Origin of the sequence: Marinomonas sp. IMCC 4694, assembly GCF_008122525.1 — a bacterium.
In the GTDB taxonomy this organism is placed as follows: Bacteria; Pseudomonadota; Gammaproteobacteria; order Pseudomonadales; family Marinomonadaceae; genus Marinomonas.
In genome coordinates, this window is the sequence record NZ_VSRV01000001.1 from 1,989,667 (window position 1) to 2,012,284 (window position 22,618).

Genomic DNA, 22,618 nt, shown 5'->3' on the forward strand with positions numbered 1-22,618 from the left:
CCGCCGTTTTGTAAGCTTTTACAAAACGGCGGTTTTTTATCTGTATCAAGGCTAAAATAAAAAGACCAAAACAACACCAAAACCCTGCTGCTTTTGCCGTGTTATTTTGACTTCTCGAGGGGGCGATAGCGGATCACTGTCATTGAAGGATCGCTAAATGAACCTTCGACTTTATATTGAACACTGGTCACCTTTGACAACTGCTCACCAATAAGTTTATCGGTAATATACAACAAACCTGCCAGCTGAGGGGTACCCCATAACAAACCGGCTAATGGCAAGGTGCCTGTTAATGGGAATGTGGCCGTAAGGGTCTCATCTAAGGTTTCATTGACAATATTAGCTTGACCTGACACAGACAACTCCGCCGTCGGGGAAACAATCGTAATAGGTGAACGTGTTTGGAGAATGCCCTGCTTTAGAAATAACGCGCCAGCAAATTCATCGTAAGTTAACCCCGGTTCATACACATCTGAAAAATCCAATAATAAACGACGGCTGAGCGCCCCAATATTAAAAATACCCAACGCTTTTAAAAACACAGGTAACTCATCCACTTTTCTAAAATTACCGTTCTCAGCAAAAAACTCAATGCTCCCAGAGGCAGTTGAACGGTCGAAAGAGAAAGGATGGCCTTTCCATCCTAACCCAACGTTAATACTGTATTCCTTCGACGATACGAATGCTTCCGATGAAAACTTACCGGTTAACTCCGCCAAATCTGCGCCATTCGCAACGAGCGTTAAATCAACATTGGAGTCGACACCCACGTCTTGCCAAATCATGCGACCAGTAAATCGCCCTGTTTTTAGTTGCGTTGAAAGAGGCTCCACTGTGATGACATTACCTTCACGAGTAATGGCCATTTGCCAATCCCCATAAGGATTTTCATTAAGGTAGAATTGATCTAACGATAGTGTCATGGTTGGAATTTGACTCGCCTTAATAGGCGCTTCTTTATTTGATGATAACTCGTCTGAAGGCAAAGTATTCCAACTTAAAAAACCAAAATGCAGATCCGGCACTCCCATTTTTTCCGACAGTGACACATTCATTTCATCCGCACTGAGCTGCAACACACTCTTACCCTCAGACCGGTAACTCACTTTAGCGTTATGCCACGTATTAATGTCATTAACAACAACACTATCAACGATCAGATCGATCTGACTCAACCAATCCGGCATGGCCAGCAAACGTGCGTTTGCATCAGAGCGATCAGACTGACGAGAAAAATCATTAAAAACAGACAACCAATCTTCTACATAGAGGCGATTTAGGTCTCCTTTAACCACTAAATTCCTCGGTATTTTCGCACTCAGGCTGGCTTCTTGCGCGCCCCCAAAAACCAACTCCCCCCCCACAAAGCGGGCATCTTGCAATAACACCCGTGCTTTGGAAAAAGCCGCATAATCCACATCAATAACCATGTCGCTTTCGTGCTTCATCACTTTTACGCGCAGTGGATTTGGTTCCGTTGCACCTTTACCAATGGGCTCTGGAAGGCGTATTTGGGTACCGAATAAATTACTGTCTACCACCAAATCGATTTGACCTTCCTGCGATTTATTAATGGCTAACTGACCTGAGTAGGACATTTCGCCAGACAGTTTTTCAATGGCCGCTGACGGTAATTTGTGCCATTTTGCGAGGTTTTTAACCGCCACATTACCCGTAAGATCACCCAAAACAGCGAGTCTACCCTCTGCTGTATATTCAGAGGTCAACACAAGATGTGACAAACCGCCAAGCGCCTCTATATCAAATTCCGAGTCGGTTACACCCACTTCAGAGCCATAACGAAACTGCCCGCGTTGAAGATGCACCATTAACTGAATATCATCAAGGCGTAACAGATTATCTTGAAAATTCAACATCAGCTGCGCCGTAGGCTGCCTTTCTTTCGAAAAAGGAATCGCGACACTAAATTCTCCTTTTACGTCGCCACCTAAGTGCCATTGCTCAAAAGGCTTCAATATAGAGTCTGCTAACGGGGTCAGTCTTAATGTGGTCAAAATCCTCTCTGCCTCCTCGTTAACAGACCCCTTTAGGTTTAGCCAGTCTGCCACGCCATCAATAACAGGGACCGTTAACATAAGGTTATTCAAAGGCAAATCAAGTAAACGCCCCGACTCAATAGCCACAGACACACCAGTGCCATCAAAATCGAATACACCGCTTACCTTGCTTGCTAAAGGCCAATTTTTGTCAAACTCGATATCAGCCTCGCTCACCGCCAACTTTACCCTGACATGGGGTTTACGCCCTTCTGACAACTCACCATTAAGCAGGATATCCGCCGCCGTCACCGTACCACGCCCTACAAAAGCATCGTCGATCCAACGGGTTAACTCACCGCTTAGGGCGTTTTTAGGAAGGTATTCTAATCGGTCCTCTACCGATAAGTTTTTACCATGAAGGTCAAGCGCTAACCAGTTTGGTTGATTGTCACGCACCTCCAACCGAAAACCACCAGATACGTCGGCGCCATGGCGTGCTATCAGTAAATCTCGACCATTGACTAAAAACGCATCATCGAGTTTCTGCCATGTAACGTAGCCCGCTAGGTCATCCGTTATCCAGGACGTGTCATAAACAGTATCGATTTTAAGCTCACTGCCTTTACCACGGAAATCCACGTAACCACCGTCATTAGACAAACTCAGCACCGCATTCACATCACTCGCCTGAGGAATCCCCTTATAAGACTGAATAGCCGCCGCATGTACATTGCTTAAAAATTCAAATGACACCTTATCCTTGACAGACCACCATCGAACTAGGGCATTTTTAGCGACCCCTTCAGGTGATAGCCCTTTTAGCAGCTGGGCAGCCGTCGTCTTTTGCGGAATAAAATACTGAGCAAAACGATGAGATAAAGCCACATCTGCTCGGTCAAAACGTAAGTTGGAGCGACCCGTAACAGAAGACCAATCAAACACGGCGTTCGAGGCAGGGTAGGTTAAGCCCTGATCATCTTTCATTTGAAGTGCTCGTATATCAATACGAACACTGGGATTATTGTACGTGTATTTAAAGCGAATAGACGAACGCAGCTCGAATGCTTTGCCGTCATCAAACACCATGTTGAGTTGGGTCGCCTCAGATCTAACTTCTATTTCTTTTCCTATTCGAGCATCCAGCCAAATACTCCCTCCTAACTCAACCGTCGAAAGTGCATTGTCCGTAAAAAGCGCTGACGGCAACTTCGTAGCAGGGGCACTAATGGCGGCTTTAATCCGATAGTCTCTCACCAGACTGCGTGTCTTATCAAGGCGAGCATTGACCACAAAAGGAGCGGCTGAATCATCAAGATAAAATGTCGCATTTAACAACGACTCAAACGATTTTTGAAATAAATACACATGAGGAATACGAATATCGTGACCGCCATATTGATCACTGGTAACGTGAAGATTGGCGTCAAGAATCGAAAAATTACGCTGAGCATAGAGGTAATCTAAAATACGCTCAATGGCCACAGTATTATTTGCATTGTTAGAAGAAACAGCCCCGCTAAGTCGCCATTCGCCATCTATTTCACGTAAATTCACCGCCGGTTTCACGAAACGAATATACGTAAAATGCGGACTCAAATTAAGCAATGACTTAACCGTATCCAAACGAATCCGCATCTCATCAATCTTAATCGCAGACTGACCATTTACATTCAACACAAACTCACTGACCGACACTGTCGGATCAATCCCTTCTAATTGGCCATCAATGCGCTGTAACGACACAGGATGACCAATGATTTGCTGAAGATTACGCTCAATCTGTGGGCGATAATAATCTAAATATGGCAATAACTTCCCAACACTCAGAGTGAATATCGCCAATAACACCGAGAAAGTGACAAGCAACCAAAAGATCAATATCATCGACTTGCGAAATAGCCAACCCATTTTATGACCTTTTATAACTAACGAAGAACAACATCATATTGATCCTGCGTGTAAACAGAATCCACTTGAAAGCGAATCGTCTTACCAATAAAGGCTTCCAGCTCGGCTACTGCTGCACTCTCTTCATCTAAAAAACGCTCTACCACCGTGCTGGCTGCAAGCACGGTATAGGTCTGAGAATCGTACGCCCTGTCTGCCCTAAGGATCTCACGAAAAACCTCATAACATACTGTTTCCGGTGTTTTCACCAAGCCGCTGCCACGGCAAGAACGACAAGGTTCACACAAGGTTTGACCCAAACTTTCACGCGTTCTTTTGCGTGTCATTTCAACCAAGCCCAGTTCAGAAACCCCAGTTATTTTGGTTTTGGCATGATCAACATCGAGTATTTTTTCCAGCATCCTAAGCACTTGTCGCTTATGTTCTTCAGCCACCATATCGATAAAATCGATAATAATAATGCCGCCCAAGTTTCTCAACCTAAGCTGACGCCCTATGGCTGTAGCGGCTTCAAGATTGGTTTTATAAATCGTCTCTTCAAGATTGCGACTACCGACAAACGCGCCGGTGTTCACATCAATTGTCGTCATGGACTCGGTTTGTTCAACCAGCAAGTAGCCGCCAGATTTAAGCTGAACCTTTCGATCTAACGCCTTATGAATTTCGTCTTCAACGCTGTATAAATCGAATATTGGGCGTTCACCGGGATAATATTCAATACGATCGCGTAATTCTGGGATAAAATCCTCCGCAAAAAAACGTAATTTAGCGTAATTTTCTTTTGAATCTATACGAATTTTCTCTGTAGACAAACCGACGAGATCACGCATTGTACGCAAATGCAGAGGAAGGTCTTCATAAATAATAGACGGCGCTTTCGCATTTTGCATACGACGCTTAACCGATTGCCACAAACGCGTTAAAAACTTAATATCGGCCAGTATTTCTTCTTCACCGGCTCTTTCCGCGGCGGTGCGAAGAATGTAACCGCTCGTTTCATCGGCATCAGTCAATGCTTCTGACACCAAGGACTTTAAACGTTCCCGCTCGGCTTCATCTTCTATACGCTGACTAACTCCCACGTGCGCCTGATCTGGCATGTACACCAGGTACCGTGACGGAATAGAAAGATGCGTCGTTAAACGCGCTCCTTTTGAACTTATTGGGTCTTTAGTCACCTGAACAACCAACGCTTGACCTTCGCGTAAGTAGTCGCCAATCTGATCGCTAGGATTGACCGCATCGCGCCCTACTACTTCAGATACATGAATAAAAGCCGCCCTTTCCAAACCGATATCAACAAAAGCGGCTTGCATACCGGGCAGCACTCGGACCACCTTGCCTTGATAAATATTGCCAACAATGCCTTTGCGGCTTGAACGCTCAATATATACTTCTTGCAACATGCCGTTTTCAACCAGTGCAACGCGAATCTCCATAGGCGTCACATTAATCAGTACATCTTCACTCATGCGACATATCCTCCAAAGGATGAATTCCAAATTGAGCCAGCAACTGAGCCGCCTCAAAAAGGGGTAAACCTACAACAGCCGAATAAGAGCCAGACATAGAGCGCACAAAAGCGGCCCCCAACCCTTGAATTGCATAGGAGCCCGCCTTATCTTGCGGCTCATTCGAATACCAATATTGTTCCATTTCAAGGTCTGAAATATCTCGAAAAAACACCTCACTGCTCACGCAAATAACAGCAAGATGATCTTGCGCTACCGTCGTTAAACACAATGAGGTAAGCACCTGATGAGAGCGACCAGACAGCCGCCTTAGCATAAATTTTGAGTCCTCAAGCGACTCAGGCTTACCCAAAATACAACCATCAATAACAACACTCGTATCGGATGCCATAAAAAGAGCTGAATCATCAACACAACCTTGCTGATGATACTTTTGTATCGACGCTACGGCTTTCTCAACCGCCATACGCTTTACGTAATCCATGGCCAGTTCTTGAGCAAAAGGGGTTTCATCAATGTCGGCCGGCAACACATCAAACTCTTTTACTAACACCCCCAACAGCTCTTTTCTTCTAGGCGATGCTGACGCCAAAATAAGCATAAAGGTTCCTCATAAAAGCAGCTTAACGTATCGCGTAAATTCGGCGCACACTGCGTAAAATAATAAATGACCAAGGCCACAGCATACCGGTTATTACCGCGGGCATAAAAATCATCAGAGTAGGCTCTGCATGCCCTAGATAGTGATCTATCCAGAAACTGAGTAATTGATTGATACTGACCAGCATCATGATAAAAAAACCTTGTTGCCAGCGATGATACATTCTCAAGCGCTTATAAAAAACAGCACAAGTATAAGCAATAATCACATACGTCAAAGAGTGCTGACCAATAATACCACCTTGCAAAAGGTCCACCATTAACCCCAAAAACCACGCCATACCGACCCCAACCCTAAAGGGTAGCGCAATAACCCAATAAAGAATCACGAGCAGCGCCCATTCTGGTCGGTACCAAACCAGCTCTTCTGGAAAAGGCATTGCCTCCAACATCAACGCCGTTAAAAGCGTCAAACCAAAGACTAATACCGCCTTCATGATCGACCCGCCTTTGGCTTATCAATTAACATGATGTGCCTACTTCTTCCCAATTGAGCCAAGGGCACCACGTCTACATCCGCGTAGGCTTTCCCCTGAACGTAAGTCACACTTCTGACCACACCAACCGGGTAACCACTCGGAAAGCGCTTATCCAGACCCGACGTCGTCAAAATGTCACCTTTCTTAATATCCACAGAACGAGGAACACTCATTAATTCTAATCGTTTAAGACTGCCGGTGCCTCTTAAAATCCCTCTAAAACCGGTACGAGCAAGCTGCACAGGCACAAAGTGGCTGGCATCAGCGATTAACAAAACACGGCTGCTGTAAGCCGACACTTCAACCACTTGACCCAAAACACCCGTCGCATCTAAAACCGGTTGCCCCACATACGCACCTGAGGAAAAACCTTTGTCTATCAGCAATTTATGACTGTAGGCGTTTTGATCAAAACCGATCACCTCAGCCATCACAATTTTCTCATCCACTCTTTGCGACGCCTCCAGCAGTTCACGTAGGCGGACGTTTTCAGCGTGTAGGGAGTCTAGGCGCTGCTGACGACTTCGCAACAAAAGAATCTCAGCTTGAAGCGATTGATTCTCCAATACCAAGCCCTCTCGGCTGGCAAGATGTTCGCCAGCCCAATTCAACATTTTTTTCGGTGTGTTCACCACCAACTGAATCGGCGTAACCAACAAGGTAAGATAAGGTCGCATAGGCGAAAATACAGAATAGCGAACATCGGCAACGATCATTGATAAGGACAAAATAACAAGCACAACAAAACGCGCACCGGATACCTTGCCATTAAAACGAAGCGAATTATTAATGATCCACTCCTAAATCTTACTCATTATCGGCGGTAAAAAGTTCAGACGTGTGTTTATCCATCATTTCCAACGCCATACCGCCGCCACGCGCTACACACGTAAGAGGGTCATCCGCGATAATAACCGGCAAGCCCGTTTCTTCACTGATTAAACGGTCTATTTCGCGCAACAAAGCGCCGCCGCCGGTCAACACCAACCCCGTTTCACCAATGTCAGCCGCCAATTCTGGAGGTGACTGCTCAAGCACTGCTTTGATCGCTTGAACGATTTGCGCCAAAGGCTCCTGTAATGCTTCTAGAATTTCCGTGCTGTGAAGTGTAAACAGACGTGGAATGCCTTCTGCAAGATTACGACCACGCACGTCAATTTGAAGTTCTTCACCGGTGTGATAAGCCATACCAATTTCGGTCTTGATTCGCTCTGCGGTTGCATCCCCAATCAAACTGCCATACTGGCGACGAACGTAAGTCGTAATGGCTTCATCAAAACGATCACCGCCTACACGAATGGATTCAGACGTCACGATACCATTTAAAGAAATGATGGCGATTTCAGTTGTACCACCACCAATATCAATCACCATAGAGCCTGATGCTTCGGCGACAGGGAGTCCTGCACCAATCGCGGCCGCCATAGGCTCTTCGATAATGTAGACTTCGCGTGCGCCGGCGCCCAAAGCTGACTCTTTAATCGCTCGACGCTCAACCTGTGTTGATTTACAAGGAACACACACCAACACTCTAGGGCTGGGCTTTAAAAAACTGTTCTCATGCACTTTTGAAATAAAGTACTGCAACATTTTTTCGGTTACATGAAAATCAGCAATAACACCGTCTTTCATTGGGCGAATAGCGGTAATATTACCCGGCGTTCTACCTAACATACGCTTTGCATCGGTACCGACTGACGCGACTGTTTTCTGGTTCCCATTATGACGAATCGCAACAACAGACGGCTCATCAAGCACGATCCCACGACCACGAACGTAAATGAGGGTGTTTGCTGTTCCTAAGTCGATTGATAAATCACTTGAAAACATTCCCCTGATTTTCTTAAACATGAATTCTTACACCCTGATAATACGATACGAACAGTGTCAAAATGTAACAATCGTGGGCAAATTGGGCAAGTTGAATCATCGTAAAACCGCAAAAAGTTCCCACCTATTTCATTGTTTATTCAAATATTTTTAATAAAGCTAAAATATGCTCTGTTTTTAACTCTGCTGACTTTATAGCCTCAGCGCTTAGAGATACAATGACCGACATTTACGATAAACAAAGGAATCAGGTGAAACATGTCCATTGACAAACAAGACGTGCAAAAAATAGCGCACTTGGCTCGCCTTGCACTAACTGAAGACGACGCCGAACAGTACCAACATTCGCTATCAAGCGTTTTATCATTGGTTGAACAAATGCAATCTGTCAATACGGATGGCGTAGAGCCACTGTCTAATCCATTGGAAATGACGCAACGTTTGCGCGACGATGTGGTAACCGAAGACAATCAGCGCGACGCCTTTTTGGCAAACGCCCCCCAGACCGAAGCCGGCCTTTTTCTGGTCCCACAAGTGATTGAATAACGAGAGCTGACCATGTTTGAACAAAGTATCAGCGCACTGGCGCAACACCTTCGCAACAAAGACATTTCCAGTATCGAGTTGACTCGCTTGTTCCTCGATCGTATCCAAGAAATTGACCCGCAACTCAATAGCTTTATCACCGTCAGTGATGAGCTAGCATTGCAACAAGCAAAAGCCGCCGACACTCAGATTGCCGCAGGCAATGGTGGCCCACTTACAGGCATCCCTATCGCTCACAAAGACCTGTTCTGCACCCAAGGAACATTAACGACTTGTGGCTCAAAAATGCTCTACAACTTTATTCCGCCTTATGAGTCAACGGTCACAAAACAACTCCAAGCCGCTGGTGCCGTCATGTTGGGTAAAACCAACATGGATGAATTCGCCATGGGCTCGTCAAATGAAAACAGCTTTTACGGTGCCGTTAAGAACCCTTGGGACTGTAATACAGTACCAGGCGGGTCTTCAGGTGGATCAGCCGCCGCCGTAGCGGCTGGCTTAGCCGTGGCCGCCACAGGTACGGACACTGGCGGCTCCATTCGTCAGCCCGCGTCTTTTTGTGGCATCACGGGGTTAAAGCCAACCTACGGGCGCGTATCACGCTTTGGCATGATTGCGTATGCTTCCAGCCTTGATCAAGGCGGCCCAATGGCAAAAAGTGCCGAAGATTGTGCACACCTAATGCAAGCCATGGCGGGATTCGATGAAAAAGATTCCACCTCAGCCGATATCCCTACTGACGATTACTTAGCAAACATTAACGCCCCTCTCACCGGTTTAACCATCGGCTTACCAAAAGAGTATTTTGGTGAAGGCCTTGACTCCGATGTCGCGGCAACCATCATGAGTGCCGTCAAAGAATTTGAAGCATTGGGCGCTACGGTTAAGGATATTTCGCTTCCTAACTTAGCGTTGAGCATTCCAGCATATTATGTGATTGCCCCTTCTGAAGCCTCCTCAAATCTATCGCGTTTCGATGGTGTACGTTTCGGCCATCGCTGTGACGCCCCAAGGGATTTGCTGGATATGTACACGCGTTCACGTGCTGAAGGGTTTGGTACAGAAGTACAAAAACGCATCATGGTCGGCACATACGCACTGTCAGAAGGCTACTACGACGCCTATTATTTAAAAGCGCAAAAAATTCGGCGCTTAATAAAAGAAGACTTTGTGAACGCACTGAATGAAGTGGATGTCATCATGGGTCCGGTTGCCCCGACCACCGCCTTTGAATTAGGCAGCAAAACCAGTGACCCTGTCGCCATGTACTTAGAAGACATTTACACCTTATCCGTCAACCTAGCTGGCGTCCCCGCGATGTCTGTGCCAGCCGGATTTGTGAATACAATGCCCGTTGGCCTACAAATCATGGGGAACTACTTCTGTGAAGCCAAGCTATTAAACATTGCCCATCAGTATCAGCAACGCACAGATTGGCACCTAAAAACGCCAACCATGGCAAAAGGAGTATCAGCATGAACTGGGAAGTTGTTATTGGCCTAGAGATTCATACTCAGCTCTCTACCAAATCCAAATTATTTTCGGGGGCGGCGGTCGGCTTTGGTGCCGAACCAAACACACAAACCACTCTGGTCGATTTAGGTATGCCTGGCGCATTACCGGTTTTCAACAAAGAAGCGTTACGTATGGCCATTATGTTTGGTCACGCCATCAATGCCGAGATTGGCATGACATCGGTTTTTGCACGCAAAAACTACTTTTATCCAGATTTACCAAAAGGCTATCAAACCAGTCAGATGGACCACCCCATCGTGGGCAAAGGCTTTCTTGACGTCACCTTGGAAGACGGCACCACATCACGTATCGGCATCACTCGTGCGCACCTAGAAGAGGATGCTGGCAAATCACTGCATGAAGATTTTCATGGCATGACAGGGATCGACTTAAACCGATCCAGTACACCCTTGTTAGAAATCGTCTCTGAACCAGACATTCGCTCTGCTAAAGAAGCCGTGGCGTACGTGAAAATGATTCACTCCATCGTTACCTATCTTGGTATTTGTGATGGCAACATGGCTGAGGGCTCAATGCGCTGCGATGTCAATATCTCATTACGGCCCAAAGGACAGATGGAATACGGCACACGTACCGAGATCAAAAATGTCAACTCGTTTCGTTTCATTGAAAAAGCCATTTACACTGAGATTGAACGCCAAGCGGACATTTTGGAAGACGGCGGACGCATCGTCCAAGAAACGCGACTGTACGACCCAGAAAAAAATGAAACACGCAGCATGCGCTCAAAAGAAGATGCCAACGATTATCGCTATTTTCCCTGCCCGGATTTGCTGCCGATTGTGTTAACACAAAAATACGTTGATGACATTAAAACCACGCTGCCCGAACTGCCTAGCCAAAAAGCCGTTCGTTTCCAAAACGAGCATAAATTGAGCGAATACGATGCTCACGTTTTGTCTTCGTCACGCGCCATGGCAGACTACTTTGAAACCGCTAACACGGTTGTCAATGAGGCAAAGTTAACTGCGAATTGGGTAATGGGTGAGCTCAGTAAATTACTCAACCAAGCACAGCGAGACATTGAGCAATCACCAGTTCAAGCCACCGCATTCGGCGGTCTTTTAGTACGCTTAAAAGACAACACGATTAACGGTAAAACCGCCAAAGACGTGCTTCAAGCTATGTGGGACGGCGAAGGGGAAGCAGACGCTATCATTGACGCAAAAGGCCTAAAGCAAGTCACCGACACGGGGGCAATTGAAACCATGATTCAAGCCATTTTAGACGCCAACGCAACGCAAGTTGAGCAATATCGAGCGTCTGAGGAAGACAAGCGCAAAAAAATGATTGGTTTCTTCGTTGGACAGGTTATGAAAGCCTCTCAGGGCAAAGCCAACCCAGGGGTAGTAAACCCTATATTGATTAAAATGCTCAAAGGCTAACCCTCTGCTTTAGCATTAAATTTACCGCATGTTGAATCGCATTTAACATGCGGTTTTTTTATTGGCTCGTCATTCACCATCTGTCTGCCGACCAGCAAAAATCCTGTCTCGACCTAAGCGTTTTGCCTCAGTCAAATGATGGTCTGCCGCTCTTATTAGAGCGTCAAGTGATTCCGCTACCTGACCACAGACCCCAATACTGAATGTCACGTCAAGTTTGGCTTGTGTAAACGTTTTAGAGCGCAGTTGATTCATAAAAATCTCTAATCGATCGAGCAGGTCTGACTCACTCAAATGAGCCACAACACAAAACACCTCTCCAGCAAAACGACACACCAACATTTCAGGAAAAGCATATCGAACCTCTTTACCAATCGCCTCAAGTATGCGATCGCCGACCACATAACCATAGACATCATTAATGCCCTTAAAGTGATCAATACTCAACATAGCCAAACTCACAGATGATGTGGCATTGCGCCACCACAGCTCACCTTCATCAAATAAGTATCGCCTGTTATACAGTTCAGTTAGCGGGTCTATATTGACCTGATCTCGAATGGTCTCAAGCATTTCCTGAGCCTCTAAACTGTGCACGACCCGACAATGAAACTCTTCATGATCAAACGGCTTTCTCAAAAAGTCATTGGCTCCCGCTTTGATAAATTTAGCCGATAACCCGTTGTCACCCTCCGCTGACAAACCAATGATCACTAGATCTTGAAAACGACTGTTGTTGCGCAACATCTTCACTAAATCATAACCATTCACCAAAGGCATATTGTAATCTGTAATGAGCATTCGAATGTTTGCATCCGTTTCCAACCTGGCCAGCGCCACCTGCCCATTTTCGGCCTCAATCACGTTAAAGTAATACTGCTCAAGCAAGATTTTGATATAGCGCCGACTGGCTGATGAATCCTCCGCTACCAGTACCTTAACACCCTGATTTTTATATAAACGCTCGACCACTTTAACCACATTGTTAAAGGAAAAACGACTTTCTTTAGTGATGTAATCCAACACCCCTTTGTTTAAAAGACTCAAACGCAACATAACATCAAAGCTCGCCGTTAATACGATACATGGAATGTTATGCAGCAACATCAAATCAACAATCTCGCCATTCGCGGCGTCCGGCAAGTTAAGATCGACGATAGCAGCAAAACACACCTCATCAGATTGCTTTAAGTGACGCTCGGCGTCTTCATAACACGCACTTAAAACGGGAACAAAAATGCCACTTTGTGAAAGCAAATGATGCAATATTTTTAGTACAATAGGACTGTCCTCAACCACCAACACTTTTTTTACTAATGACATCCATTACATCCCACACACAAAAATACACGTTTCTTATTTATTCAAACCGGCTTTTACTAAAACACTGCTTATGAATGTATTTTAGATTATCCTCTATGACCTTGCATTACGATACTCTAAAATACTCGCACACAGCATTCTTTAGTGTTGGCAACAAAACACTGCTTTTTCATTCATTTAAATAAGGCGATATCATGCAATGTCGATCTGGTTGCGGAGCATGCTGCACAGCACCCTCTATTAGCAGCGCCATTCCTGGCATGCCCAATGGCAAACCTGCCGGCGTAGCTTGCATACAATTATCAGATGATTTTAGATGTGCTATTTTTAACGATCCATCCAGACCCAAAGTATGCGCCGATTTTACGGCCGATCGATACGCCTGTGGAGACTCCAGAGAGGAAGCCACATTAATTTTATGGCAAATGGAAAATGACACCCACCCCCGTTTCATACACCAATAAGGAATACTTTTTCATGCTAGCGAAGCCGTTTTTTCCGATACTTGTTCTTAGCTTGTTGGTTAGTGCCTGCTCTACATCCAATCACACTACAGCGTTTATATTGTCACCCCCAAGCGAAGCGCAAGTGGAAGTGACCCTTAAAGAGCAGGTCGCTTTAACGCTCCATGCTTTCACGCCGGTAGCCGGTCAAGCGCTGCCCAATAACGCCGTACTGGACGCATACCAAGCACGTGGCTATGAGCCCCTCTGGATCGTAGATAGAAAAATCCTTCCATCTGTGTATAAATTAGTCGATATTCTGCAACAATCCTATACTCACGGGCTCAACCCTATTCACTATCATACTGACGTTATTAGAGAGTACTTAGAATTACCACAACCGAGCACTCAACAACTCGCCGAAATGGAAGTCATAGCAACCATCGCCTTGGCAAGCTACGCCCATGATGTGAGCAATGGCCGCTACGAACCACAACTGATTGACCCAAACTGGCAGCTCGATGCACCAAGCAACATCTGGAAAGAATTGCTCTACCTACAATCCGCCACTGACATGGTTAATTCGTTGCCCTTGTTGACCCCTCGCACCACGCAATATCAAGTGCTGCAGAAATGGCTGGTGTATTACCAAGAGCTCGCACTGAAAGAGAAAGACATACTGATTGATGCAGGAGTTCCCTTGTCTCAGGGCGACCAAGGCCCACGAGTCGCGCAGCTAAGAGCGCGCTTAGTTCAACTCGGTGACATTCGTTTTTCGACTCGACAAGTTAACGAAGAAGAGTTTGATGATCGCCTAAAAGAAGCGTTAATTCGCTTTCAACACCGTCACCATATTTCCCCTGACGGCGCGGCGGGCTCAAAAACCATTCAGATGCTCAATGTTCCCCTTAAAACTCGGGCAAAACAAATAACTTACAATTTAGAACGCTGGCGCTGGCTGCCCAGCGAATTAGAAACAAACCGCATATGGGTCGATCTGACTAGCTATACCGCTGACTTGCATTTAAACGGTGAGCTCACCTCTATGAAAGCCGTGATCGGCAAACCTGAACGTAAGACGCCAGTTTTTAAGGGTATGATGACCTATATGGTCACCAACCCAACATGGCGAGTACCTCATCGTATTGCCCGTGAAAACCTCTTACCCAAATTACAATCAGATCCAAATTACCTCGTCAAGCAGGGTTACAAGGTCTATTCAAGCTGGAGCACCGCGGCCAAAGAGCTCGATTCAACTAAAATTAACTGGAAAGCCATCAGCGAGGACAAGCTGGCCTTTCGCTTCGAACAAGAACCAGATGAAAGCAATGCCCTTGGACAGTACAAATTCATGTTCCCGAACAAAAATGAAATTTACCTACACGACACCCCAGCAAAACACTTATTTAAAGAAGACTATCGAGCGTACAGCTCAGGCTGTGTTCGCCTTGAAAATCCGGCGGAATTTGCCCGAGAAATCACCAAAGGTTCCAAGCAGTTTGACGAAATGACAGAGTCCTTGATCTCCGGCATGAATACAGTGATCACCCTGCCTACTTACCTGCCGGTGTATCTTGTGTACTTTACCGTGGTACCTAATGCGAACGGCATGCTGGAATTTCGTGATGATATCTACCAAAGGGACGACCTAATGGCCGAAGCCATGGACTACTCACCGTTTAAAGCTAAAGAGTCTATTTAAAGCCCTACAGCCATCGATTTAGCGACAAAAAAGGCGCCGTAAACATTGCTCGTTTATGGCGCCTTTTTTATTAATGTAACGCCAGTGACTTATTTAACCATGATACAAACCGTCACTTCTTCACGGTCGTGGTATAAGTGCTTTACCTGATAGCGATAGCTAACGCCCGCTTTTTTGAGCAAGGTTTCAATCGTCTCTAGGCATAGGCTAACTTCTTGATAACGCTTTTTCATGGGTAATTTCAGATTAAATACGGCACGACGCGTCCAGCCGCTTGCCAGCCATTTCGCCATCAATTCAGCCACTTTGATGGGACGTTCCACCATATCACACACCAACCAGTCGACCGTATAAGGAGGCTCATACTTAAACCCATCAGCTTTTTCGTGCTCAACTAACCCCGTAGACATTAATTCTTTTTGCATCGGCCCATTATCAATAGCAATAACATGAATGCCCTTTTTCACAAATTGGTACGTCCAACCACCGGGCGCAGCCCCTAAATCAACCGCCGTCATCCCCTCACTTAAATCTTCCTCTCGATGACGCTCAGGTACAAACTGCAAAAAAGCCTCTTCCAGTTTAAGCGTTGAACGACTCGGACCTGCTGCAGGAAAACGCAAACGACGAATCCCCATGGGAAACTCACTGCGACACGCCACATAGGACACACCTAAATACGCAGACTCACCATCCAGCATAAAAACATGATGGCGAACGCCCACCGCTTTATTACGCAACACACCCGATTTTTTCCAGCCTTCACGGAGCGGCTTTTCCAACTTTTTGATCAGACTTGATAACGACTTGGCTTCGTTGGTATCCGCTGTTTCAATCCATATTTCTTCCGCCAGCGGCAGCTCACGGGCGGCTTCTAACAAGGACTCAACTCGCCCCCCTTGCTCCAGCTCAATCACCTCATTCACCGCAATAATCTGGCGAGCAAAAATAAGACGGTTGAAATTAAGCTGCTGAATTAAAGTCTCACCCGCATCGGGCTGGTCAAAGTTATACACAACAAAACCAGAGTCAGGCACGACCTTGGCATAACCGTAAAAACCCTTATTACTCGCGACATCGGTGAGCTCTGCCGCGCAGTCTTTTTCAAAGCCCTGACGGCAATAAACCAAAACATTTTTCATTTATATTCCTTCTCAGTCAGCCTATTAACCGCTGAGTCATAGTTATTACTTTTTAGATGGCCATATTAAGACCGTTTCATCTAACTCAGACGCAATAAAATCGGCTAATTCAAGCGAGAAATGCTCACCAAACTGAGGAACACTGCGATAAAATTTGGCCTCACCTTGCCATACAAATTGCAAGGAGTAAGCGTGTAGGTAGCCTCGATCGGCAGCCTCGCCGCCATACCTAATATCCCCTAAAATTGGCGACCCCACACTCTTTAGCGCAACACGAATTTGGTGAGTTTTACCGGTAAGGGGTCGAATTAAAAAAAGCCTAAACCCTTGATGAAAAAACGAAAAAAACTGTGTTTTTGCCACATTAACCGCCTCTTTCGTCAGTTTCCATTGACCTCTTCGACTCGGCACCATTCCACCAGAAATCGAACCTTGTTTTTTCTTCGGCTTTTTAGTCGACAAAGCAAGATAACGCTTCTCCATTTCATGGCGCTCAAACAAGCTTCCAAACGTCGCTGCAGACGCAGCATGACAGGCAACAATCAATAAGCCTGACGTCATTTTATCCAACCGATGAACGGGATAAAACGTGTGATTCGGATACGCTTGCGCCAAAGATTGCATCACACCGGGTGTCTCAGATTCGGCGTGAAAGCTCATCCCCGCCGGTTTTTCAATAACCCAATAGTCAACACCAGTAAACAGTATCGATAGCAAATGAACCTCTCTACGAAAAATAAAGGAAAAATCGATTAGCCAACAAGTTTATCCACAGAGAAAGTGGACAACTCATATGTCAATACACTGGGGCAAATATAATCTAAACAAACGTTCAGGTGACCAAACATGACCGAGATTACGAGCACATCGCTGAGTAAAAATGCACGCGATAGGCGCTTTATTGACGAATCAAAACACATCAAAAAACACCTAAAGCTCAGCGATAAGCCGCACTATTCTACAGAGTAAACGCTGTTTTTCCTATTTTTTAGGCGTTATCACCGCGACATCAAACCTCATAAACACATTTTTATTAATCTAAAACCTGCGCCCCTTAAAGACAAACGCCTTGAATTTACGTATTCTATGCGCCCACAATATACACTTCATTGGCATGAATATTGATTAAACATAAGTTAATGTGAAAAAGTCATATAAAACCTAACTGATCGGTCAAATGTACAAGGCATTTATGGATTAACGCACAATATGTGTGCGATACGAAACCATATTGGTGCGCAAAAAAACAGACTATGAGGTTCACGCAAGACTAATAAGGTCAAGCCAAGCCAGAAAAACGTTACACTCAATACCGAGTGACACCATCCACTCAAAACACAGAAAAGGTGCTGGAACATTGAACAGACAACATTTGGTAGCACGCCTAGAGCTTGTAAACCTTACCAAACAATATCCAGGTTGCCTTGCTAATGACGCGATCAGTTTGGCATTGATGCCAGGTGAAATTCATGCGCTGTTAGGCGAAAATGGCGCAGGTAAAAGCACTTTAGTAAAAAGCATTTATGGTGTGGTTGAGCCGGATAAAGGCACCATTATCTGGAACGGAAAAGAAGTCAGTATTAACTCGCCCTCTGTTGCTCGAGACTTGGGCATCGGCATGGTGTTCCAGCATTTTTCTTTATTTGAGACCCTCACGGTAAGTCAAAACATTGAATTGTGTCTTAGTAAAACGCAATTAAATGCGATTGGCGACCTAGCACAAAGAATCACTCAACTCTCTGAAGAATATGGTTTAAATGTTAAGCCAAGCCGCTATGTTCACTCTTTGTCTATTGGCGAAAGGCAGCGTGTTGAAATAATGCGTTGCCTTGTCCAGTCGGTCAAATTGCTCATATTAGACGAACCCACGTCGGTGCTGACGCCGCAAGAGGTTTCTGGCTTGTTTGGTGTTTTAAGAACACTGTCTAGAGAAGGCTGCAGTATTTTATTTATTAGCCACAAATTGCATGAAGTCACCGAAATTTGCCATAAAGCGACGATTTTACGCGGAGGAAGTGTCGTTGGCACCTGCGTACCTAGTAAGGAAACGCCCGCATCTATTGCCAAAATGATGGTAGGAGATTTAGCAGAGCAAGACGCCGGTTATGTCAAACGAGAAGGCAAAGAAGACGTTTTTGCCGTTGACAATTTATCTCTGCCCTCAAAACAACCATTTGGAACCTCATTAAAAAACATTCACTTAACCTTAAAATCAGGTGAGATTTTGGGCATCGCTGGGGTTGCTGGTAACGGTCAAGATGAGCTTATGGCCATCATAAGCGGTGAAGACGATCGTCAAATTAAAAACACACTGTCTCTTGAAAAACAAGATATTGGTCACCTTCACGCAGGAGAAAGACGTCAGCTTGGCATGGCCTATGTACCTGAAGAACGCCTAGGGCGTGGTGCGGTTCCAGACATGAGCCTAACTGAAAATACCTTGTTAACGCACAGTGACGGTTTCATAAAAAATGGCCTAGTGGACTGGCAAAGTATCAAAGACTACACCTCAACATTAATCGAGAAATACAAAATAAAATGCCACGGTGAATTTTCAGAAGCAAAAAGTCTAAGCGGCGGCAACCTGCAAAAATTCATCATGGGACGCGAAATTGGACAAAACCCTAAGGTGTTAATTTGCGCTCACCCAACATGGGGAGTCGATGTGGGTGCGGCTCTCTCTATACACCAGGCACTGTTGGAACTGCGCGATCAAGGCGCCGCCATTTTGCTCATTTCAGAAGACATAGACGAACTTTTTCTTTTAGCCGATCGCATGTCTGCTCTTTGTGATGGTTATTTGTCTCTACTCGTAAAAACGGAGCACACCAACATAGATCAAATTGGCCAATGGATGGCAGGTACTTTTATTAATAACGCATCGGTTCCACACACATTGGAACAAGAGGCTAACCCATGATCCGCATTCAAACTCGTACCGAACCCAGCTCGTTAATGAAGGTGGTTTCTCCGCTTCTTGCCATTGTGCTCACGCTGATTTTTGGCAGCATTTTATTTACCGCCATTGGAAAATCGCCCACTCAAGCTTTACATGTGCTGCTCATTGCCCCTTTGGCAGACAGTTATAACATTGGTGAAATGTTTGTCAAAATGGGGCCTTTGCTGCTTTGTGCTGTCGGTCTTTCATTGTGTTACCAAGCCAATATGTGGAACATTGGCGCCGAAGGGCAATTATTGGCAGGCGCATTAGGCGGCTCAGCGATGGCGCTGTATTTTATTGAATCGGACTCCGCTTTTGCTCTGCCTATTACCTTAATCGCCGGAATGGTGTCCGGCATGCTGTGGGCGGCGGTGCCTACTTTTTTAAAGCTGCGCTTCAATTCAAACCTGATATTAACCACCATCATGTTTAACTATATCGCCTTATATCTGCTTATTTGGGCCGTACACGGACCATTACGAGACCCTGAAGGCTTTGGCTTCCCTGAATCGGCTTTGTTTGCTGACAACACCTTGTTACCTGTGTTGTTTGACAGCAGCCGCATTCATCTGGGTATTGTATTTGCCATCTTGTCCGGAATTGTTGGCTGGTTCATTTTAAGTAAGACACACCTAGGCTTTCAGATTCGTGTCTTTGGGGCCGATGAGCCAGCGGCCAGATACGCGGGGTTCAGTGGCAAAAAGCTCAGCTGGTTGGTGATGTTATTCGCGGGCGCCCTAGCAGGATTGGCCGGTGTCAGTGAAACGACAGGACCAATAGGACAGCTGGTACCGAATGTGTCACCTGGGTACGGTTATTCCGCCATCATAGTCGCCTACCTTGGCAGACTGCACCCCATTGGCGCCATTTTAGCCGCGGCGTTTATGGCGGTACTTTATATGGGTGGCGATTTGGCGCAAATTGAAATGGGGATTCCGGTGGCCGTTGTCAGCATGTTCCAAGGCGTTTTATTATTTTTCTTGTTAGCCTGCGATTTTTTTATCAATAATCGACTTATCCTAACCAATCAAGCGACAAACTAGGAGCCTATTTTGGACTCAGATCTCATCGTACAAATTTTGTTTGCCGCGATTAAAACCGGCACGCCTTTGCTATTTATTGCCTTAGGAGAAGTAATTTGTGAAAAATCGGGCGCACTGAACCTGGGTCAAGAAGGCATGATGCTAATGGGCGCTGTGGTCGGCTTTTTAGCCGCTTATGGCACAGGAAGCGCTGGTCTCGGTGTATTGGCCGCTATCTTAATGGGATGTTTGATGAGCTTAATTTTTGCGGTGCTCGTCTTACAATTAGGGGCAAATCAAGTCGCTACCGGCTTGGCTTTAACCATTTTTGGTACCGGATTAAGCGCCTTTATCGGTTCTGGCGTAGTAGGAGAAACCATTCAAGGTTTCCAACCTATTGCTATTCCATTGCTGTCTGATATTCCCTTTATTGGTCGAGTTTTATTCCAGCACGATATATTGGTGTATTTGTCGTTTGTGATGACGTTTGTATTGATGTTTGTCATCAACAAAACCCGCAGTGGTCTAATCTTAAAAGCCGTTGGCGAAAACCCTCACGCGGCTAATGCCATTGGCATAAAAGTATTGCGTGTTCGTTACTTAGCGATCATGTTTGGTGGCGGTATGGCAGGCATTTCTGGCGCTTATATGTCTCTGGTTTACACGCCCATGTGGGTCGAAAATATGACCGCTGGACGTGGGTGGATCGCATTGGCCCTGGTTGTGTTCGCTTCATGGCGAGTAGGAAGAATCATGCTAGGGGCCTATTTATTTGGCTTAGCCAGCATAATGCACCTTGTGTTACAGGGCTTAGGCTGGTCTATCTCTCCTAACCTTCTGGCAATGATGCCCTACGTGGCGACCGTGGTTGTCATGGTGATCATCAGCGCAGATCGATTTAAAGAAAAATTGCTGGCCCCTCGATCGTTGGGTAAACCCTTTGATCCGAGAAATATGGCTTAGCCGGTACGTGTTACGTTCTGATTTCGTTGTTAAAAATAGTTAAGACAATAACGCCTTCGGGCACAAAGGAGCTAAAAATGAAACTTAAAAGTTTACTCGTCGGCTTAGGTATGATTGCTGGTGCAAGCCTTGTTCACGCAGAAGATCCATTAAAAGTGGGGTTTGTGTATGTTGGGCCTGTGGGTGATTTGGGCTGGAGCTATGAGCATGACCGAGGTCGTTTGGGCCTGGAAGAATACTTTGGCGACAAAGTAGAAACCACATTTGTAGAAAACGTGCCTGAAGGTGCAGATGCCGAACGTGTTATTACCCAGCTAGCAAAAGCCGGAAACGACATGATTTTCACTACGTCTTTCGGATTTATGAACCCGACGGTCAAAGTAGCGAAACGTTTCCCCAACGTCACCTTTGAACATGCAACCGGTTATAAGCTGTCTAAAAACCTAGGCACTTATGTTTTGCGCACTTACGAAGGTCGTTATATTTCTGGCGTGACCGCTGGCATGATGACCAAAACCAACACCATCGGCTACATTGGCTCATTCCCTATCCCAGAAGTAATCCGCGATATTAATGCTGTGTATATGGGCGCAAAAAGTGTTAATCCTGACGTGAAAATCAAAATAGTTTGGGCGAACACTTGGTATGATCCAGGTAAAGAAACCGACGCTGCCAACGCACTAATGGACCAAGGTGTGGATGTATTGTTACAACACACAGACAGCCCTGCACCACTTATTGCTGCTGAAAAACGTGGTCTACGTGGTATAGGTCAAGCATCTGATCAGAGCAAATTCGCTCCAACCGCACATATTTTCTCAGTACGTGATGATTGGGCTCCTTACTACATCAAACAAGTACAAGCCAAAATGGACGGTACGTGGGAACCTAAAGACTTCTGGGGTGGCTTTCAAGACGACATGTTGTCACTGGCGTCTATCAACTCAAATCTGCCAGCCGATGTTCGCACCAAAATCGACATGACTCGCGACAGTATTAAATCCGGCGAATTCAAGCCTTTCACTGGTCCTATTACAGACAATAAAGGCAACGTCGTCGTGCCGGCTAACCATTCTCTAACCGATGTAGAGTTGGCTAAAGTAAACTGGTACGTAGAAGGCATTACTGACGAGATCCCTCGTTAATAGGCTTTTCTGTTACACCAGTACTAATCTGAAACACCTCAAAGCAAATAAGCAGGATACTGTTTGTTTGCTTTATTTTTACTTTTTGGCCTACAGTGTTAGTGACATAACATCGGCTGTT

20 protein-coding genes are annotated in these 22,618 nt (G+C 45.6%); 10 read left to right on the forward strand and 10 right to left on the reverse strand.

The window, feature by feature from the left end; translation table 11 throughout:
• Positions 1-101: 101 nt before the first annotated feature.
• From FXV75_RS09085 to FXV75_RS09110, 6 genes are all read right to left on the reverse strand, one after another.
• A complete protein-coding gene (locus FXV75_RS09085; protein WP_148832706.1) occupies positions 102-3,908 on the reverse strand; it encodes a YhdP family protein in 3,807 nt (1,268 codons plus the stop codon).
• Between the two features lie 17 nt (positions 3,909-3,925).
• Positions 3,926-5,380, reverse strand: coding sequence for a ribonuclease G (rng, locus tag FXV75_RS09090; RefSeq protein ID WP_148832708.1), 1,455 nt, complete (start codon positions 5,378-5,380; stop codon positions 3,926-3,928).
• Positions 5,373-5,981, reverse strand: a complete 609-nt coding sequence (locus FXV75_RS09095) for a Maf family protein (RefSeq protein WP_148832710.1) — start codon at positions 5,979-5,981, stop codon at positions 5,373-5,375. Before FXV75_RS09095 ends, rng begins: the two co-directional genes overlap by 8 nt.
• A gap of 22 nt (positions 5,982-6,003) precedes the next feature.
• A complete protein-coding gene (gene mreD, locus FXV75_RS09100) occupies positions 6,004-6,477 on the reverse strand; it encodes a rod shape-determining protein MreD (protein WP_148832711.1) in 474 nt (157 codons plus the stop codon).
• Entirely contained in the window at positions 6,474-7,259 is a 786-nt protein-coding gene (gene mreC, locus FXV75_RS09105; RefSeq protein ID WP_262368515.1) for a rod shape-determining protein MreC, read from the reverse strand. The genes mreD and mreC overlap by 4 nt, the downstream gene beginning before the upstream one ends.
• A gap of 67 nt (positions 7,260-7,326) precedes the next feature.
• The gene (locus tag FXV75_RS09110; protein ID WP_148832716.1) at positions 7,327-8,370 is read right to left on the reverse strand and encodes a rod shape-determining protein; all 1,044 of its coding nucleotides are present in this window, start codon (positions 8,368-8,370) and stop codon (positions 7,327-7,329) included.
• A 237-nt stretch (positions 8,371-8,607) separates the two neighbouring features.
• On the opposite strand from FXV75_RS09110, the gene gatC reads away from it, so the two are divergent.
• Genes gatC through gatB form a run of 3 tightly spaced genes read left to right on the forward strand, consistent with a single transcriptional unit; the run spans position 8,608 to position 11,816 of the window.
• On the forward strand, positions 8,608-8,895 hold the full coding sequence (gene gatC, locus FXV75_RS09115) for an Asp-tRNA(Asn)/Glu-tRNA(Gln) amidotransferase subunit GatC (RefSeq protein ID WP_148832717.1): 288 nt from the start codon (positions 8,608-8,610) through the stop codon (positions 8,893-8,895).
• Between the two features lie 12 nt (positions 8,896-8,907).
• Positions 8,908-10,374 (forward strand): Asp-tRNA(Asn)/Glu-tRNA(Gln) amidotransferase subunit GatA, encoded by a 1,467-nt coding sequence (gene gatA, locus FXV75_RS09120; protein ID WP_148832719.1) that lies wholly within the window; start codon positions 8,908-8,910, stop codon positions 10,372-10,374.
• Complete coding sequence (gene gatB / locus FXV75_RS09125) at positions 10,371-11,816, forward strand: Asp-tRNA(Asn)/Glu-tRNA(Gln) amidotransferase subunit GatB (RefSeq protein ID WP_148832721.1); 1,446 nt, start codon at positions 10,371-10,373, stop codon at positions 11,814-11,816. The genes gatA and gatB overlap by 4 nt, the downstream gene beginning before the upstream one ends.
• A gap of 69 nt (positions 11,817-11,885) precedes the next feature.
• Here gatB and FXV75_RS09130 read toward each other — a convergent pair whose 3' ends face one another.
• Together FXV75_RS09130 and FXV75_RS16550 are read right to left on the reverse strand one after the other, a co-directional pair.
• A complete protein-coding gene (locus FXV75_RS09130; protein ID WP_148832723.1) occupies positions 11,886-13,139 on the reverse strand; it encodes a response regulator in 1,254 nt (417 codons plus the stop codon).
• Positions 13,140-13,308: 169 nt separating this feature from the next.
• Positions 13,309-13,434 carry a hypothetical protein gene (locus FXV75_RS16550; RefSeq protein WP_262368620.1) on the reverse strand — a complete coding sequence of 42 codons (126 nt, stop codon included), beginning with the start codon at positions 13,432-13,434 and terminating at the stop codon, positions 13,309-13,311.
• Between FXV75_RS16550 and FXV75_RS09135 the strand changes: the two genes are divergently transcribed.
• Positions 13,391-13,603, forward strand: a complete 213-nt coding sequence (locus tag FXV75_RS09135; protein ID WP_262368606.1) for a hypothetical protein — start codon at positions 13,391-13,393, stop codon at positions 13,601-13,603. The genes FXV75_RS16550 and FXV75_RS09135 overlap by 44 nt on opposite strands.
• Before the next feature lie 13 nt (positions 13,604-13,616).
• Positions 13,617-15,284: a murein L,D-transpeptidase gene (locus tag FXV75_RS09140; RefSeq protein ID WP_148832727.1), complete on the forward strand. Its 1,668-nt coding sequence runs from the start codon at positions 13,617-13,619 to the stop codon at positions 15,282-15,284.
• Positions 15,285-15,373: 89 nt separating this feature from the next.
• Here FXV75_RS09140 and rlmM read toward each other — a convergent pair whose 3' ends face one another.
• On the reverse strand, positions 15,374-16,426 hold the full coding sequence (gene rlmM, locus FXV75_RS09145) for a 23S rRNA (cytidine(2498)-2'-O)-methyltransferase RlmM (RefSeq protein ID WP_148832729.1): 1,053 nt from the start codon (positions 16,424-16,426) through the stop codon (positions 15,374-15,376).
• Positions 16,427-16,471: 45 nt separating this feature from the next.
• Complete coding sequence (locus FXV75_RS09150; RefSeq protein WP_148832731.1) at positions 16,472-17,143, reverse strand: pseudouridine synthase; 672 nt, start codon at positions 17,141-17,143, stop codon at positions 16,472-16,474.
• Positions 17,144-17,272: 129 nt separating this feature from the next.
• Between FXV75_RS09150 and FXV75_RS16555 the strand changes: the two genes are divergently transcribed.
• The 5 genes from FXV75_RS16555 to FXV75_RS09170 all read left to right on the forward strand — a co-directional run bounded on the left by FXV75_RS16555 (position 17,273) and on the right by FXV75_RS09170 (position 22,497).
• Positions 17,273-17,395, forward strand: coding sequence for a hypothetical protein (locus tag FXV75_RS16555; protein WP_262368516.1), 123 nt, complete (start codon positions 17,273-17,275; stop codon positions 17,393-17,395).
• 388 nt (positions 17,396-17,783) lie between these two features.
• Positions 17,784-19,346, forward strand: a complete 1,563-nt coding sequence (locus FXV75_RS09155) for an ABC transporter ATP-binding protein (RefSeq protein ID WP_148832733.1) — start codon at positions 17,784-17,786, stop codon at positions 19,344-19,346.
• Positions 19,343-20,410, forward strand: a complete 1,068-nt coding sequence (locus tag FXV75_RS09160; RefSeq protein ID WP_148832735.1) for an ABC transporter permease — start codon at positions 19,343-19,345, stop codon at positions 20,408-20,410. Before FXV75_RS09155 ends, FXV75_RS09160 begins: the two co-directional genes overlap by 4 nt.
• A 9-nt stretch (positions 20,411-20,419) precedes the next feature.
• On the forward strand, positions 20,420-21,352 hold the full coding sequence (locus tag FXV75_RS09165) for an ABC transporter permease (RefSeq protein WP_148832737.1): 933 nt from the start codon (positions 20,420-20,422) through the stop codon (positions 21,350-21,352).
• Between the two features lie 77 nt (positions 21,353-21,429).
• Positions 21,430-22,497, forward strand: coding sequence for a BMP family ABC transporter substrate-binding protein (locus tag FXV75_RS09170; RefSeq protein WP_148832739.1), 1,068 nt, complete (start codon positions 21,430-21,432; stop codon positions 22,495-22,497).
• The last annotated feature ends 121 nt before the right edge of the window (positions 22,498-22,618 follow it).

Excerpts from the sequence above, each read along its gene's own strand:
- FXV75_RS16550 (WP_262368620.1), bottom strand. The coding sequence starts at position 13,434 with ATGCAAGCTACGCCGGCAGGTTTGCCATTGGGCATGCCAGGAATGGCG.
- FXV75_RS09140 (WP_148832727.1), top strand. The coding sequence starts at position 13,617 with ATGCTAGCGAAGCCGTTTTTTCCGATACTTGTTCTTAGCTTGTTGGTT.
- gatC (WP_148832717.1), top strand. The coding sequence starts at position 8,608 with ATGTCCATTGACAAACAAGACGTGCAAAAAATAGCGCACTTGGCTCGC.
- mreD (WP_148832711.1), bottom strand. The coding sequence starts at position 6,477 with ATGAAGGCGGTATTAGTCTTTGGTTTGACGCTTTTAACGGCGTTGATG.
- FXV75_RS09095 (WP_148832710.1), bottom strand. The coding sequence starts at position 5,981 with ATGCTTATTTTGGCGTCAGCATCGCCTAGAAGAAAAGAGCTGTTGGGG.
- FXV75_RS09160 (WP_148832735.1), top strand. The coding sequence starts at position 19,343 with ATGATCCGCATTCAAACTCGTACCGAACCCAGCTCGTTAATGAAGGTG.
- FXV75_RS09110 (WP_148832716.1), bottom strand. The coding sequence starts at position 8,370 with ATGTTTAAGAAAATCAGGGGAATGTTTTCAAGTGATTTATCAATCGAC.
- FXV75_RS16555 (WP_262368516.1), top strand. The coding sequence starts at position 17,273 with ATGACCGAGATTACGAGCACATCGCTGAGTAAAAATGCACGCGATAGG.
- rng (WP_148832708.1), bottom strand. The coding sequence starts at position 5,380 with ATGAGTGAAGATGTACTGATTAATGTGACGCCTATGGAGATTCGCGTT.
- gatA (WP_148832719.1), top strand. The coding sequence starts at position 8,908 with ATGTTTGAACAAAGTATCAGCGCACTGGCGCAACACCTTCGCAACAAA.
- rlmM (WP_148832729.1), bottom strand. The coding sequence starts at position 16,426 with ATGAAAAATGTTTTGGTTTATTGCCGTCAGGGCTTTGAAAAAGACTGC.
- FXV75_RS09085 (WP_148832706.1), bottom strand. The coding sequence starts at position 3,908 with ATGGGTTGGCTATTTCGCAAGTCGATGATATTGATCTTTTGGTTGCTT.
- gatB (WP_148832721.1), top strand. The coding sequence starts at position 10,371 with ATGAACTGGGAAGTTGTTATTGGCCTAGAGATTCATACTCAGCTCTCT.
- FXV75_RS09170 (WP_148832739.1), top strand. The coding sequence starts at position 21,430 with ATGAAACTTAAAAGTTTACTCGTCGGCTTAGGTATGATTGCTGGTGCA.
- FXV75_RS09130 (WP_148832723.1), bottom strand. The coding sequence starts at position 13,139 with ATGTCATTAGTAAAAAAAGTGTTGGTGGTTGAGGACAGTCCTATTGTA.